This is a genomic window from Microbacterium sp. STRO-2N (genome assembly GCF_057747775.1).
Map to the genome: position 1 here is coordinate 2,687,519 of NZ_CM173223.1, position 14,924 is coordinate 2,702,442.

Below are 14,924 nucleotides of genomic sequence, written 5' to 3' on the forward strand. Positions count from 1 at the left end.
GCTGATCAGCCGATCGCGTCGACGATCTCGTTGAACGTCGCCGAGGGGCGCATGACGTTCGTCACGAGCTCGGCGTCGGGACGGTAGTAGCCGCCGATGTCGACCGGCGAGCCCTGCACCGCGATCAGTTCGTCGACGATCCGCTGCTCGTTCGCCGCGAGCGCCTCCGCCACGGGCGCGAACGCCGCTGCGAGCTCAGGGTCGGCCTCCTGCTTCGCGAGTTCCTGCGTCCAGTACAGCGCGAGGTAGAAGTGGCTGCCGCGGTTGTCGATCGTGCCGAGCGCGCGCCCCGGGGACTTGTCGTTCTCGAGGAACGTGCCGGTCGCGGCATCCAGCGTGTCGGCCAGCACCTGCGCCTTGACGTTGCCGGTGAAGTCGGCGAGGTGCTCGAGCGACGCGGCGAGCGCGAAGAACTCGCCGAGCGAGTCCCAGCGCAGGTAGTCCTCGGCGAGGAGCTGCTGCACGTGCTTGGGGGCCGAGCCGCCCGCGCCGGTCTCGAAGAGGCCGCCGCCGGCCAGCAGCGGCACGATCGAGAGCATCTTCGCCGACGTTCCGACCTCGAGGATCGGGAACAGGTCGGTGAGGTAGTCGCGCAGCACGTTCCCGGTGACCGAGATCGTGTCTTCACCCTTGCGCAGACGGTCGAGCGAGTACTGGGTCGCTGCGGCCGGCGCGAGGATCTCGATGGTGAGGCCGTCGGTGTCGTGGTCGGCGAGGTACGTCTTGACCTTCGCGATGAGGGCGGCATCGTGCGAGCGGTTCTCGTCGAGCCAGAAGACCGCGGGGGCACCGGTCGCGCGGGCGCGCGTGACGGCGAGCTTCACCCAGTCGCGGATCGCGATGTCCTTCGTCTGGGTCGCGCGCCAGATGTCGCCCGGCTGCACCGCGTGCTCGAGCAGCACGTCGCCGGCCGAGTTCAGCACCTGAACGGTGCCGGGCGCGGCGATCTCGAAGGTCTTGTCATGGCTGCCGTACTCCTCGGCGGCCTGTGCCATGAGTCCGACGTTCGGGACGGTTCCGATGGTCGCCGGGTCGAGCGGACCATGCGCGATCACGTCGTCGATGACCGTCTGGTAGACCCCGGCATACGAGGAGTCCGGGATGACCGCGAGCGTGTCGGCCTCGCCGCCGTCGGCGCCCCACAGCTTGCCGCCGTTGCGGATGAGCGCCGGCATCGACGCGTCGACGATGACGTCGGAGGGCACATGCAGGTTGGTGATGCCCTTGTCGGAGTTGACGTACGACAGGCGCGGGGTGTCGGTCGCAGCGGCGAAGGCCGCGGCGATCTCGGCGCCGCCCTCGATCTCGGCCAGGCCCGCGAGGATCGCGCCCAGCCCGTCGTTCGGAGTCAGGCCGGCCTCGGCGATCTTGTCGCCGTACCGGTCGAACACGTCCGCGTAGTACGCCTTCACGACGTGGCCGAAGATGATCGGGTCGCTGACCTTCATCATCGTGGCCTTGAGGTGCACCGAGTACAGCACGTCCTCGGCCCGGGCCTGCTCGATGGTGTCGGCGAGGAACGCGTCGAGCGCCTGCGCCGACAGGAAGGTGCCGTCGACGATCTCGCCGGGAAGCACCTTGACGCCGGTCTTGAGCTGCGTCGTGGTGCCGTCCGCGGCGACGTGCTGGATGGAGAGCACGTCGTCCCCGTCGATGACAGTGGTCTGCTCGTTCGACTTGAAGTCGTCGTGACCGAGCGTCGCGACCCGCGTCTTCGAACCCTCGGCGAACGGCTTGTTGCGGTGCGGGTGCTTGCGCGCGTAGTTCTTGACCGACAGCGGAGCACGGCGGTCGCTGTTGCCCTCGCGCAGGACGGGGTTGACGGCCGAGCCCTTGATGCGGTCGTAGCGCGCGCGCACGTCCTTCTCTTCGAGGGTCTCGGCCTCGTCCGGGTAGTCGGGGATGTCGTAGCCCTGCGACTGCAGCTCGGCGATCGCGGCCTTCAGCTGCGGGATCGAGGCCGAGATGTTCGGCAGCTTGATGATGTTGGCCTCGGGCAGCGTCGCGAGGCCGCCGAGCTCGGCGAGGGCGTCCGACACCTGCTGCTCGGGCGTCAGCTTCTGCGGGAACGCCGCGAGGATGCGGCCGGCGAGCGAGATGTCGCGGGTCTCCACGTCCACACCCGCCTGTCGGGTCACAGCCTGCACGATCGGCAGGAACGATGCGGTCGCGAGAGCCGGAGCCTCGTCGGTGTAGGTGTAGATGATGGTCGAGTCGGTCACCAGTTGCGTCCTTCGTACGGGTCGGCCCTCAGCCTATCGCACCGGCGTCCCGAGATATCTCGACGTCAAGATAACTTCCGCCCCCGCTGCGCGCGGTGGCGCGTGTGAACGCGGTGTTAATCCCGCAGACCGAACGATGCCCGATGCCGTCATCCCGGCTAGCCTGGGGCGTATGGCCGACCTGCGACTTGTCGAACTGTCCGCCGCGACGATCGTGGCGGTCAACAATCTGTCGCTCAAACCGGGGCAGGAGGAGTACCTCTCCCCGGTGAGCTACGGAATCGCCGCGACGGTGGTGAATCCCCAGACGACCTGGCAGCGCGTCGTCCTCGACGGCGAGGAGGTCGTCGGATTCGTGAGCGGCAACTTCGACCCGGACGCCCCCCAGGAGCACTTCCGCTCCGTCCTGTGGCGCATCAACGTCGACGCCGACGACCAGGGACGCGGCATCGGCCGGTTCGCCGTCGCCGGCCTCCTCGAAGAGGCCCGCAACCGCGGCATGGACCACGTCAACGTCCTCTACGAAGCAGGCGAAGGAGGTCCGCAGGCATTCTTCGAGCGCGTGGGCTTCACGCCGGTCGGTGAGACCGAGTACGGTGAAGTCATTGCGGAGATCCGCCTGTAGTCCCTGACACACGCGACCCCCCACCATCCACTCCGCGAGACGCTCCTGCCGGGATTTCCGAGACCGGCGGCGGGGCCTCGAATACCCCTCCCCCATCGAGGCCTCGTCGCCCTGCTGCGCGCCGCCCTCGCCGGGAATGACGGATGCCCCGGCCACCGCGCGAACGCGGGGCCGGGGCATCCGTCGGTCCAGTGTCAGACGAGGGACTCGCGCCAGGCCGCATGGAGCTGGGCGAACTTGCCGTCACCGCCGATGAGCGCCTCGGGGGCGTCGTCCTCGATGATGCGGCCGTGCTCCATGACCAGCACGCGGTCGGCGATCGCGACCGTCGACAGACGGTGGGCGATGATGATCGCGGTGCGATCGGCGAGCAGCGTCTGCAGGGCATCCTGGATCTGACGCTCGCTCGGGATGTCGAGCGACGCCGTCGCCTCGTCGAGGATCAGCACCGCCGGGTCGGCGAGGAAGGCCCGCGCGAACGAGATCAGCTGACGCTGCCCCGCCGACACGCGTCCACCGCGCTTGTTGACGTCGGTGTGATAGCCGTCGGGGAGCGCCTCGATGAAGGCATCCGCCCCCACCGCGCGAGCAGCCGCCTTGATCTCGTCGAGCGTCGCGTCCGGCTTGCCCAGCGCGATGTTATCCGCGACGGTCCCGCTGAACAGGTACGCCTCCTGCGTGACCATGACGATCGCGCGCCGCAGGTCCTTCGGGTGCAGGCGCCGCAGGTCGACACCGTCGAGGGTCACCGCGCCGCGCGTCGGGTCGTAGAACCGCGACACGAGCTTGGCGAGCGTCGACTTGCCGGCACCCGTCGTTCCCACGAGCGCGATCGTCTGACCGGCGGGGATGTCGAGCGAGAAGTCCGGCAGGATGACGCGGTCCTTCGAGTACCCGAAGAGCACGTCGTCGAACCGGATGTGACCTTTCGCGCTCCACAGGTCGACCGGATCGATCGGGTCTGGAACCGTCGGCTCCTCTTCCAGCACGCCCGACACCTTCTCGAGCGCGGCCGTCGCGGACTGGTACGAGTTCAGGAAGAACGCGACCTCCTGCAGCGGCGAGAAGAAGTTGCGCACGTACAGCACGGCCGCCAGCAGCACGCCGATCTCGAGCACGCCGTCGGAGACGCGGATGCCGCCCCACGCGATCACCAGCGCGAGAGTGACGGAGGCCACGGCCATGAGTCCGGGCTCGAACGTGCCGAACAGGCGGATCGAGCGCATGTTGACGTCGCGATAGTCGAGCGCGAGCCCGCCGAACTCGTCGTCGTTGCGCTGCTCCTTGCGGAACGCCTTGACGGCCCGAATGCCGGTCATCGTCTCGACGAACTTGACGATCACCTTCGCGCTGACCACGCGCGACTCGCGGTACACCAGCTGCGACCGGGTGTAGAACCAGCGCATCAGCAGGAACAGCGGGAGCCCCATCACGATGAGGATCACACCCGACTGCCAATCCACGATCAGCAGCGCGACGAGCGTGAACCCGCCGTAGAGGATGCCCGAGACGAGCTCGTTGAGCCCGCCGTCGAGGAGCTCGCGAATCGTGTCGAGGTCGCTCGTCTGGCGCGAGATGATGCGGCCCGATGTGTACGACTCGTGGAACTCCAGGCTCAGCCGCTGCGTGTGCACGAAGATGCGCTTGCGGAGATCGAGCATGATCGCCTGCGTGAGGCGCGCGGCCACGACGACATACCACCCGATCAGGGCGGCACCGCCGATCGCGGTCACCAGGTACACGGCGACGACGCCGATCGTCGGCATCCAGTCCATGCGATCCACCACTGCAGGCAGGGCATTGTCGATGCCGTACGCGATCAGCGCGGGTCCTGCGACTCGCAGGATGGTCGACACGATCAGCACGACCCCCGCGAGGATCAGCTGGCCGCGCACCGGCGAGACGAGCGAGCCCAGCAGGCGCAACGAGCGCTGGCGGATCGCCTTGCTCTCGGCGCGCGTGTAGTCGGAGCGGTCTTCGCCGCTGGTTCCGGTGACGGTCGTGGTCACAGGTTCACCTCCCTCTCCCGCAGGCGGGCTTCTTCGACCTCGAGGCTCGAGATCACGTGGCGGTAGTGCTCGCTCTGTCGGAGGAGCTCGGAATGCGTGCCGACCGCCGTGACGCGCCCGGCCTCGAGCAGCGCGACGCGGTCGGCGAGCATGACCGTCGACGGGCGGTGCGCGACGACGAGGGCCGTGGTCTCGTGCAGCACCTCGCGCAGCGCGTCCTCGACGAGGGCCTCGGTGTCGACGTCGAGGGCCGACAGCGGGTCGTCCAGCACGAGCACGGCGGGGCGCGCCGCGACCGCGCGCGCGAGCGCGAGACGCTGGCGCTGCCCGCCCGACAGCGACAGGCCCTCTTCGCCGATGACCGTGTCGACGCCATCGGGCAGGTCGTCGACGAACCCGGCCTGGGCGACCGACAGCGCTTCGCGCAGCACGGCCTCGGCCTCGGGGCTGCCGGGCACCAGGTCCTCGCGGCCGAGCAGCACGTTGTCGCGGACGCTCTGCGAGAACAGCGTCGCGTCCTCGAACGCCATGCCGATGTGGCGGCGCAGCTCGGTGAGCGTCAGGTCGCGCACATCGACGCCGTCGAGCGTCACGCGGCCGCCGGTCACGTCGTACAGGCGCGTCGGCAGGGTCGTGAGCGTCGTCTTGCCCGACCCCGTGAGTCCCACGAGCGCCATGGTCTCGCCCGGGCGAAGCACGAGATCCACACCGTCCAGCAGGTCGCGCTCCCGGGTCGCGGCATCCTGATACCGGAAGTGCACGCCCTCGAACGCCAGCTCGCCGCGTGCGCGCTCGATCGTCTTCGGCTGGGCCGGATCCACGATGGTGTTCTCCTCGTCGAACACCTCGAAGATGCGGTCGGTCGCGGTGCGCGCGTCCAGCATGAACGAGAACAGGAACCCGATCGACTCCATCGGCCAGCGCAGGACGGTCGCCATCGCGAAGAACGCGAGAAGCTCGGCGCTGTCCACCTGACCGAGGGCGGCGAGGTAGATGCCGGCGCCGAGGCACAGCGCGAACGCGATGTCGGGAAGCAGCACGAGCCAGAACCAGATCCAGCCCACGGCGCGGGCCTTGCTCAGCTCGGTCTCACGCAGAGTCTCGGCCTGGCGCGTGAACTTCTGCAGCGCGTGCTTGCCGCGGCCGAACGCCTTCAGCACGCGGATGCCGTGGACGCTCTCTTCGACGGCGGTGGCGAGGTCGCCCGCCTGGTCCTGCGACTGCCGTGCGAGCGTGCCGTAGGTCTTCTCGAACCGGTAGCCCGCGTACCACAGCGGTGCGGACGTGACGAGGAAGATGGCGCCGAGCAGCCAGTGCCAGCGGAACAGCAGCACGGTACCGACGGCGATCGTGATCACGTTGACCACCAGCAGCACCAGACCGAAGGCGAGCCAGCGGCGCAGCATGCTGATGTCCTGCATCATGCGACTCAGCAGCTGACCGGACTGCCAGCGGTCGTGGAACGCGACCGGCAGACGCTGGAGCCGCGAGTAGAAGCCCTGACGCAGGTCGTACTCGACCATCGTCGCGGGTCCGAGCACGAACCAGCGGCGCAGCCACACCATGGTGGCCTCCGCGAGACCGAGCGCCAGGATGGCGGCGGCGCCCCATCCGATCAGTGCGATGTCGCCCGTTGCGATCGGGCCGCGGACGACGGCCTCGAGGACGAGCGGGATGGAGAGCGCCAGCAGGCTGGCCGCGAGCGCGCTGACGGCGCCGAGGGTGAGCCGCGGCAGCACCGGCTTCGCGAAGGGGAGGAGCCTCGCGAGGGCTCTGAAAGTGGACAGTTCGGACCGTGGCGAGTCGGCAGTGGTGGTCATGATCCTTGTGGGGAGGTGATGCGGATGACCCGGCACGGGTCGTGTTCGGACGAGCCGGCGGCCGGGTCGAGCGGGGCGGGACGAGAGCGTGGCGGCGAAGCGGCCTCAGAGAGAGGAACGCTCCGCGCGATGGCGGTATGCCGATGCCGGCGAATGCCGGCGCGGGAGGAAGGCGGTTATCCCTGAATGCACGGACGCGGCAGCCCCGTGATGGGGAGCGGCGCAGCGGCGCGGAGGACGAATGCGGTCTTCGCGGCGACGGCGGCCTGATACATTGCTTCCTCCTTGGGCTGAGCGGATAGGGCTGCACGCGCCGCCTGCGTGATGCGGCGCGACAGCCCTCCAGCCTATACCTGGGAGTTCGCTGAGCGCAACAGAGAGTTCAGGACCCCGCTCAGGGGATCACGACCTCGACGCTCACGGTGTCGGTCTGCTGCCCGTAATCCTGGATGTCGGCGTCGAGCACGAGCGTCGTTCCCGGCTCGAGGTACTCGATCGCGAACTGGATCGCCGGCAGGTCGGCGGCGATCCCGTCGTCGTCGGTGCGCTCGTACTGCCAGCCGTCCTCGTCGTCGAAGACCAGGACGACGGGGTACAGCATCGCATCCGCGTCGGGGGTCATCGCGCCGTACGTGCCGGACTCGTCGTCGAGGAGGTAGAAGTCCTCCTCCACGATGCTGCCCTCGGCATCGACAACGATCGACAGCAGCGCGTCCTGGTACTCGTCGTCATCGGCATCGGGTGCGACGTACTCCAGGGGCACGTCGATCGTCCGGTAGCCGGTGTCGGGGTCGGTGGTGATGTCCTGGTGCGCGAGCACCTCGCGCTCGCCGTCGCTCAGCATCAGATACGACAGGTCGTACCAGCCCGACACCGAGGCGCTGTCCGCGCCGACCGTCAGATCTGCCGGCAGCTCGGCGATGTAGATCGTCTCGTCGCCGTCCCGGTATGCCGCCGACACCGTCGCGTCGACGATCGCGGAAGCCGCGGCCGGCGGCAGCGCGGCGGTGAGCGTGACGCCTTCGCCGTCGAAGACGACCTCCGTGGTGTTCTCGCCGCTTTCGAAGCGCGCCCGGAGCTCCTCGGAGAGCTGGTCTCCGCTCGAGAAGAACGCCGAGAGCGCAGCCGGCCACGCGGGCACGTCGTCGAGGGAGAGGTAGTCCTGCAGGAAGTACTCCTCCACCTCGGGGAAGTAGATCGACACCCCGGAGGCCGCGTCGGTCGCGGGCCCGGCCGTCTGGTCGAGGACGAGAGCCTGCAGGGCGGAGATCACCTGCTCCGCGGCGGCCGCGACATCCTCACCACCGGTCTCGGCGAGATTCTCGACGTAGCCGCCGAGATCGATCTGGTTCGTGGCGAGTTCGGGATCGGGACTGCGGCCGAACTCGAGCACATCCGCCTGAGCGGTGGCCATCTCGGGTCCGAGCGCATGGGGATCGGCTCCGTAGACCTCGGCGAGGGCGGTCACGGCCTCCTGCAGTCCTGCGACCTGGGCGAGGTCCAGCATCGCGAGCGTGATGTCGGCCTCCGTCCCCCACTCCTCGGCCTGCTCGGCGTACCCCTCGATGAACGCCGAGCCGAGGTCGGTGGGACCCGCTGCCGGGTCCTCGGCGATCGTGGCGAGCTCGGCGTAGTTCCATCCGTGGCCGGGCTCGACCTCCTGCGAGGCGATCAGATAGTCCGCGTGGGCCGACATCACGCTCGCCACCTCGTACGTGCCCATCAGGCACGCGTCGAACCCCATGAAGTCGAGCTTCTCGATGCCGGCGCGGTCCAGCCCCTCGGTGAGCGCCTGGTCGATCTCGGCGAGCTCGAGCACGTCGTAGTCGTCCGTCTCGTCGGGACCGACGCCAGGCCAGCCCGCGCCGTGATCCCACAGCACCAGGCCGTAGTTGTCGGCCGGATACGCCGTCGCCGTCTCGGCGACGAAGTCGGCGAGCGTCTCGGGTGCGCCCATGTTGAGCTCGCCCGGCTCGCCGATCACCTCGAGGTGGTCCTGCTGCACCTCGACGGCGACGGTGTCCTCCCAGTCGGCGAGGTCGACCGCGGGGTCGGTCGAGTAGTCCGGGCTGCGGTCCACGAGCGCGACGATGTTGACCTCGTCGTCCGACCCCACCGACGCCATCTCGGCGATGTCGTCGAGCGCGTACGGCTCGAGGTTCGTGTCGCCGATCATATAGACCATGAACGTCCACGACGCGGGATCGGCGTCCTCGCCGCCGGCTGTGGACGACGACCGCGTGGTGAAAAGCGCGCCGACGAGCACGATCGCGACGAACACACCTGCGAGGATCCACCAGGACGGCTTCGGCTTCATGCGCTCATGGTGGCGGTCAGCCTGTCCCGCACGCCAGAGCGGCGCCCCTCAAGGGGCGGATTTCACGCGAACTGCATGACGCCGGCCTCGCGGGCGAGCAGACTCTGCTTGACCTCGAGTCCCCACGCGAACCCGCCCAGCGCTCCCCCTGTGCGCAGCACCCGATGGCACGGGACGAAAAGTGCCGGCGCGTTGCGGGCGCAGATCGATGCCGCGGCGCGCACTGCGTTCGGAGAGCCGAGCTCGGCTGCGAACTCCGCGTAGGTGAGCGGGCGTCCCGGGGGGATCCGCCGCAGCGCGTCCCATCCGGCCCGCTGCATCGCCGTGCCGTGCTGAACCACCGGGATCTCGTCGATGGCCGCCGACTCGCCTTGGTAGTACGCGATGACCGCGGCCGCGGCATCCGTGGTCGTGCCGGCGGGAACGCGACGCACCGTCGCCGGCCGGTCGGCCGCGCGCAGCCGGTCCAGGATGCGATCGGCGTCGTCGGTCCAGCCCGACGCGAGCACGCGGCCGGCGTCGTCGGCGAGGAGTGTGAACGCGCCGTCCGGTGTGTCGACGGTCTGGATGGTGGCAGTGGTGGTGGTCATCATGAGGTCTCTCCTCCATCGGTTCGAGAGCGGCGACGGGATGCCGGCTGCTTGGGTGGCACCGCACGCCACAGGTGTGCGGTGAGATAGCTGCGCCACGGCGCGGTGCGTGCGGCCCAGTCGGTGAGGGGCCGAGGCTCGGACGGCATGCCGACCGCGGCCGCACCCGCCCGCACGGCGACATCGCCGGGGAGGAACACATCGGGGTCGGCGAGCACGCGCATGCGGACGTAGTCGGCGGTCCATGGGCCGATGCCGGGCATCGCGAGAAGCGCGTCGCGCTGCTCGGCGGCGTCGTCGCCGGTTGTGAGTGTCAGCGCGCCGTCGGCGAGTGCGGCCGCGGCGCCGGTGATCGCACGGATGCGCGCGGCCGGGCCTCGGAGGACCTCGTGGCCGCGTTCCGCGATCGCCGCCATCGTCGGGAAGAGCAGGGGCGGAGCGGATGCCGGGTCCCCGAGCTCGGGCACCGGTTCACCGAGCGCCGCCGTCAGGGACGTGAGCGCGGTACGCGCGGCGACGACGGTGATCTGCTGGCCGACCATGGCGCGGATGAGCATCTCGTGGGGGTCGGCTGCGCCCGGCACGCGGATGCCGGGGATCAGGACCACGCGCGGCGCGAGTTCCGGATGCCGCGACAGCGCCTCGTCGATCGCGTACGGGTCGGCGTCGAGGTCGAACAACCGACGCGCACGCGTCACGAGAGTGGACAGGTCTGCGAGGTGCGTCAGCCGCGCGCGCAGGCGCACGCGCCCCGCCCCATCGACGCGCAGTTCGAACCACGCCGGGCCGTGCGGCAGTTGAAGCGTGCGGGCGAATGTCGACGCCGTCGCTTCTTCGGCGCCGGCGACCGCGCGGGCCGCCATCCACGCGAACAGTCCCTCCGCGTCGAGCGGACCCCGGTGCGGAAGCACCAGGTCGATCGAGGTGCCCGGCCCGGCCATGGCCTCGATCGGCGAAACGCTCGAACCGGCGAGTTGCCGGATGACCCTGCGGCGCGCGCGGAGCTCGAGCGGCGGCATCCCGAACACCTCGCGAATGGTGTCGTTGAACTGGCGGACGCTCGCGAACCCCGCCGAGAACGCGACGTCGGCGGCGGGCAGGTCGGTGCCCACGAGCAGCATTCGTGCGGTCTGCGCACGGTGCGCACGGCTCAGTGCGAGGGGCCCGGCGCCGAGCTCCGCGGTGAGCAGCCGAGTGAGATGGCGCGGCGAGTAACCGAGGCGTCGTGCCAGCCCGGGCACGCCCTCGCGCTCGATCACGCCATCCGCGATGAGCCGCATCGCGCGGCCGGCGGTGTCGCCGCGGAGGTTCCACTGCGGCGACCCGGGAGCGGCCTCGGGCAGGCACCGCTTGCAGGCCCGGTAGCCCGCTTCGTGCGCCGCCGCGCTCGTCGGGTAGAAGGTGACGTTCGATGGCTTGGGAGTGCGAGCGGGACAGCTCGGGCGGCAGTAGATGCCGGTGGAGCGCACCGCGGTGACGAACTGCCCGTCGAAGCGGGTGTCGCGCGAGTCGATTGCGCGATACCGCTCATCGAACGTCATGGCCAGGCTCATGCCCCTAGCCTGACATGCTCCTCCGACATCGGCTCGCGGAAATCGGACATGGCGATGGTGGCGCGCCTATCCCCCGCTGACATCGCGCGCCCGCAGGTAGGGGCGCCACTTCGAAAGATCGCCGAGGGCGAGATCACGCGAGACTCGGACGCTGAAAGCGGCTACGCACCGGGCGGCGTCAGACATCTCGCGTCTCCTCTCGCTCCGCCAGCCAGGTCAGCCACGAGCGCACGGTCGGGTCGCCGGTCGGTCGGCCGTGTCAGGGCTGCGCGGGGCGCCGGTCCACGACGTGCGCGGTGACGACCTTCTGGCCCTCCATGTCCACCACGCGGTCGACCTGCCACTCCAGCCCACGGCCGAGTATCAACAGCCCCGGGTCGCCGGCGACCGACGGCTCGCGGAAGAGCGCCGGTGTGCCCGCGGGCACCCGGAGCCACACGACGAGATCCACGCCCGGAAACCGCTGACCCGTCTTTGCCAGGTACGAGGTCAGGAAGCTCGGTTCGAAAACCCGCGACCCGGTCGCCAGATCGTCTGGGATGAGCGCCGATGCGCGCGTGAGCGCGACCACGACCGCCTCGGGAGTCGGCTTGGCAGACAGCGCGGTGTCAAGTTTCGCTACTCGAGCCCAGATCTCGGGCGTCACCGGACGTTCGCCACGCAGTGCCGCATCGATGACCTGTCGCGACGAGGCAGGTGCATCGCGGCGGGTGCCTCTGGTGGCCTTGTGCGGATTCAGCTCGACATCGAGGACGGACTTGCCGTCGTACCGGCGCAATTCGGTGCCCACCGCGCCCGCGCCTTCAGGGCCGACGGTACCCAACAGCGAACGTACCGCCTCCGCTGCCGGAACGTCGGCCTCACGCAGCCGCTGAAGCGCAGCGGACCAATGACCCGACCCCTTGGGCTGGAAATCACCCGACGTCGTGGCGATCAGGCCCGCGGCGTCAGGCTCGTTCTCGGCACCGTGGAAAAGGTAGCCGACAGTCTCCCCACCTCGGACGACTGGGACCGCATACACCGGACCCTGCGCGCCGAAATTGTAATGAGGGCGACCGCTCACCACCCGCGGATGCAGGTCCTCATCGAATCGCGACATCACCTGACGACCTCTCCGAATACGTGCCACTGGCTGTCGATGAACACGGACCGGGTGGCCTCCCACTGCAACCCGCGCCCGAGCAGGAGCTCACGCTCGCCCGCTCCGAACGCCGAGACCTCTTCCACCCACATTGCAGGCGTGCCCTCCGGCACACGGAGGTGGAGAATGACGTCCTTGCCGTCGAACGCGTCCGCTGGTCCGCCGAGGGATGTCGACAGGTAGGAGGCCTCGTCGAAAACGACACCGGGTGCCTGGTCGGCGGTGACCGACCAATGCCCGATGTTGGTGCCGCGCGTGATGATGACGTCTTCCGACAGTGGGTGCGCCGCCATTGCCCGATCGATGCGGTCGATGTGCGGGGCGACATCTGTCGGATACGGCGGACCCGCGCGCAGCGCCCCGTTGATCTCGCGGTACGTGATCCCGCTCGGCCCCGGCAGCTCACGCGTGTAATCGAGTGTGGCGTCGCGAACGTCGGGCGAGAGCCCGCCCGCCACGCCACCCCATTCGTCGCGTCCGTACTGAATCGCGTCGGCATTGTCGCTGAACGTCGTCGCCCCGCCCGAGATCTCCGACATCGCCTGGTCGTATTGCTCCGCGGCAGTAAGCTGTGCGAAGTCGTCGTCGCTCATCCGGTCCGGCCCATCAGCGGCCTCGGCCGCATCAGCGTCGCCCTCGGCAACGCCCCCGTCCCCGGCGGCATCGGACGCGATGTCGTCGACGTGCTGGTCGATGTCGGTCTCCGGCTCATCGAGCTGACGATCGATGTCCGACTCCAGCTCGTCGAACTGACGATCGATGTCCGACTCCAGCTCGTCGAACTGACGATCGATGTCCGACTCCAGCTCGTCGAACTGACGATCGATATCGGCCTCCAGCTCGTCGAACTGACGATCGATGTCGGCCTCCAGCTCGTCGAACTGGCGGTCGATGTCGGCAGCGGACGGTGCGTCGGTGTCGGGAGTGATCGGCGGCACGTCTGCGTCGCTGGACGGGGTGCTGTCGGCCGTGGGGGTCGTCGATCCACCCCCGGGGGTGGTCGAGGGCTCGTCGATGTCGAGGCTCGCGGGGACGTCGACGCTGGAATCGACGATCGGCACCGGGCTCGCGGTGCTGGTCGATCCGGACCCGCCCGAGGCGCCACCGACGCCGGCTGGGGCCGTGCTCGACGGTGCACCCGATCCGCCGGGACCGCCGGCGCCACCCGTACCGGGCGTCGCCGCGCCGCCGCCGCTCGTGGCCACCGGGGTCGGGGCTCCACTGGACGGACCATCCGAAGACGTCGTGGTCGTGTTCGACGCGGCCGATGTACCGCCCGCGCCCACGTTCGCCGTCGCCGGAGTGGTGTTCGGAGCGCTCACCTCGACGCCCGGCGCGGTGCTCGAGCCCGGCCTCGCGATGTTGCCCAACGAGCCGCCCGCCGCACCGCCTCCGGCACCCACCAGCGCCGACACGAGCAGGTTGAACTCCTGGCCGGTCACCTGCGAGGCCGCCCATTCGCCGGCGATACCGCCGCCGGCGCCTGTGACGGCTCCGACCGAGCCTGTCACCACCATCCGCGGTCCGCGCGACGTGATCGTCGAGCCGATGTGGGAGAACGGGCCGGACACGACGCCGCCGATGCCCGACGAGAGCGCGGCACCGCCGAGCCCCGACCACGAGAAGTTGCCGAACGCCAGCGACGCGCCCGCGTTGGCGATCGTGCCCGACACGGTCGACTCGATGGCCTCGATCGCCGCCCGACGCATGAGCGCCATGAGCCGCTTCGACGACTGGATCAGGGTCTTGAGCCGGTTGATCACCGAGAGCAGCTTGGGGATCCAGCGGGCGACCGTCGCGGCGGCCTTCGCGATGCCGGCGAGCGCGCCGGCGCCGAACGAGAAGAACGACAGGGCGACCCCGATGCCGATGTCGATGGCGACCTCGAGGGCGAGCTGACCGAGCATCGCCCTCAGCTCACCGCGGATCGTCTCGACGTTGGTGGCGTAGTCCGTGCATCCCTGCGAGATCGCATCCGCATCGGCCGAGAACCCGTCGAGCAGCTCCACGAGCTTGCTCTTGACGGCCGAGACGTCGCCGCTCTGCGGGAACTCCGACGCGAGCGTCGCCGGGAGCGCCGCGGAAAGTGTCGAAGAGGCCGAGGTGATGTCGCCGGAGAACGTCGACCACGCGCTCGCGGCGTTCGAGACCTTGCCCGTGTCCGCCGTCGGGATGACGATCCCGGCGGTGTCCTTCAGGAAGTTCTCGATCCACTCCATGATCTCGCCCTGAGGCGTGCCGCGCTGCTCGTCGCCGAGCGCCGACGCGGCGTGGGGCACGGAACCGCTGATCGTGGTGGCCGACATGCCCAGGTACGGATTCGCACCGCCGTCGGCACCGGCGAGCTCCATCGCGCGGTACGCGGCCGCCAGGCCGATCACCTGCGCCTCCAAGGAAGCCACGGCCTGCGCGAGGGTCTTCCCGCCCTTGAGCATCGCGGTCGTCGACGCGTCGTATCCGCCCTGCTCGGGGGTTCCGTTGGCGAACTCCTCGGCCATCGGATCGATGCCGGCCATGCCGGAACAGCCGTTCAGGGAGCTCGCGAGAGACGTCGTGGCCTGCGAGACCTTCCGTGCCGCCGCGCCCACCTGCGACGCCTCGGAGGCGAAGGTCGCGGCATCCATCCGCACCAGCATCAGATCTTCCC

9 protein-coding genes are annotated in these 14,924 nt (G+C 69.6%); 1 reads left to right on the plus strand and 8 read right to left on the minus strand.

What is annotated here, in order from left to right; genetic code table 11:
• Nucleotides 1–5 precede the first annotated feature (5 nt).
• The gene (locus tag AC3ANN_RS12560; RefSeq protein ID WP_488337733.1) at nt 6–2,222 is read right to left on the minus strand and encodes an NADP-dependent isocitrate dehydrogenase; all 2,217 of its coding nucleotides are present in this window, start codon (nt 2,220–2,222) and stop codon (nt 6–8) included.
• 172 nt (nt 2,223–2,394) lie between these two features.
• On the opposite strand from AC3ANN_RS12560, the gene AC3ANN_RS12565 reads away from it, so the two are divergent.
• Nucleotides 2,395–2,847 (plus strand): GNAT family N-acetyltransferase, encoded by a 453-nt coding sequence (locus tag AC3ANN_RS12565; RefSeq protein ID WP_488337734.1) that lies wholly within the window; start codon nt 2,395–2,397, stop codon nt 2,845–2,847.
• 194 nt (nt 2,848–3,041) lie between these two features.
• On the opposite strand, the gene AC3ANN_RS12570 is transcribed toward AC3ANN_RS12565, so the two are convergent.
• The 7 genes from AC3ANN_RS12570 to AC3ANN_RS12600 form a co-directional block, all read right to left on the minus strand.
• Nucleotides 3,042–4,856, minus strand: a complete 1,815-nt coding sequence (locus AC3ANN_RS12570) for an ABC transporter ATP-binding protein (protein ID WP_488337735.1) — start codon at nt 4,854–4,856, stop codon at nt 3,042–3,044.
• Nucleotides 4,853–6,676, minus strand: a complete 1,824-nt coding sequence (locus tag AC3ANN_RS12575; RefSeq protein ID WP_488337736.1) for an ABC transporter ATP-binding protein — start codon at nt 6,674–6,676, stop codon at nt 4,853–4,855. The genes AC3ANN_RS12570 and AC3ANN_RS12575 overlap by 4 nt, the downstream gene beginning before the upstream one ends.
• Before the next feature lie 394 nt (nt 6,677–7,070).
• Nucleotides 7,071–8,993 (minus strand): clostripain-related cysteine peptidase, encoded by a 1,923-nt coding sequence (locus AC3ANN_RS12580; RefSeq protein ID WP_488337737.1) that lies wholly within the window; start codon nt 8,991–8,993, stop codon nt 7,071–7,073.
• Nucleotides 8,994–9,055: 62 nt separating this feature from the next.
• A complete protein-coding gene (locus AC3ANN_RS12585) occupies nt 9,056–9,586 on the minus strand; it encodes a methylated-DNA--[protein]-cysteine S-methyltransferase (RefSeq protein WP_488337738.1) in 531 nt (176 codons plus the stop codon).
• Nucleotides 9,583–11,136 carry an AlkA N-terminal domain-containing protein gene (locus AC3ANN_RS12590; RefSeq protein WP_488337739.1) on the minus strand — a complete coding sequence of 518 codons (1,554 nt, stop codon included), beginning with the start codon at nt 11,134–11,136 and terminating at the stop codon, nt 9,583–9,585. Before AC3ANN_RS12590 ends, AC3ANN_RS12585 begins: the two co-directional genes overlap by 4 nt.
• 259 nt (nt 11,137–11,395) lie before the next feature.
• Complete coding sequence (locus AC3ANN_RS12595; RefSeq protein ID WP_488337740.1) at nt 11,396–12,235, minus strand: ADP-ribosyltransferase family protein; 840 nt, start codon at nt 12,233–12,235, stop codon at nt 11,396–11,398.
• On the minus strand, nt 12,235–14,913 hold the full coding sequence (locus AC3ANN_RS12600) for an ADP-ribosyltransferase (RefSeq protein ID WP_488337741.1): 2,679 nt from the start codon (nt 14,911–14,913) through the stop codon (nt 12,235–12,237). Before AC3ANN_RS12600 ends, AC3ANN_RS12595 begins: the two co-directional genes overlap by 1 nt.
• Nucleotides 14,914–14,924 lie beyond the last annotated feature (11 nt).

What these genes read in the sequence shown, in the direction of transcription:
- AC3ANN_RS12565 (WP_488337734.1), top strand. Translation starts at nt 2,395, where the DNA reads ATGGCCGACCTGCGACTTGTCGAACTGTCCGCCGCGACGATCGTGGCG.
- AC3ANN_RS12590 (WP_488337739.1), bottom strand. Translation starts at nt 11,136, where the DNA reads ATGAGCCTGGCCATGACGTTCGATGAGCGGTATCGCGCAATCGACTCG.
- AC3ANN_RS12585 (WP_488337738.1), bottom strand. Translation starts at nt 9,586, where the DNA reads ATGATGACCACCACCACTGCCACCATCCAGACCGTCGACACACCGGAC.
- AC3ANN_RS12575 (WP_488337736.1), bottom strand. Translation starts at nt 6,676, where the DNA reads ATGACCACCACTGCCGACTCGCCACGGTCCGAACTGTCCACTTTCAGA.
- AC3ANN_RS12600 (WP_488337741.1), bottom strand. Translation starts at nt 14,913, where the DNA reads ATGCTGGTGCGGATGGATGCCGCGACCTTCGCCTCCGAGGCGTCGCAG.
- AC3ANN_RS12580 (WP_488337737.1), bottom strand. Translation starts at nt 8,993, where the DNA reads ATGAAGCCGAAGCCGTCCTGGTGGATCCTCGCAGGTGTGTTCGTCGCG.
- AC3ANN_RS12595 (WP_488337740.1), bottom strand. Translation starts at nt 12,235, where the DNA reads ATGTCGCGATTCGATGAGGACCTGCATCCGCGGGTGGTGAGCGGTCGC.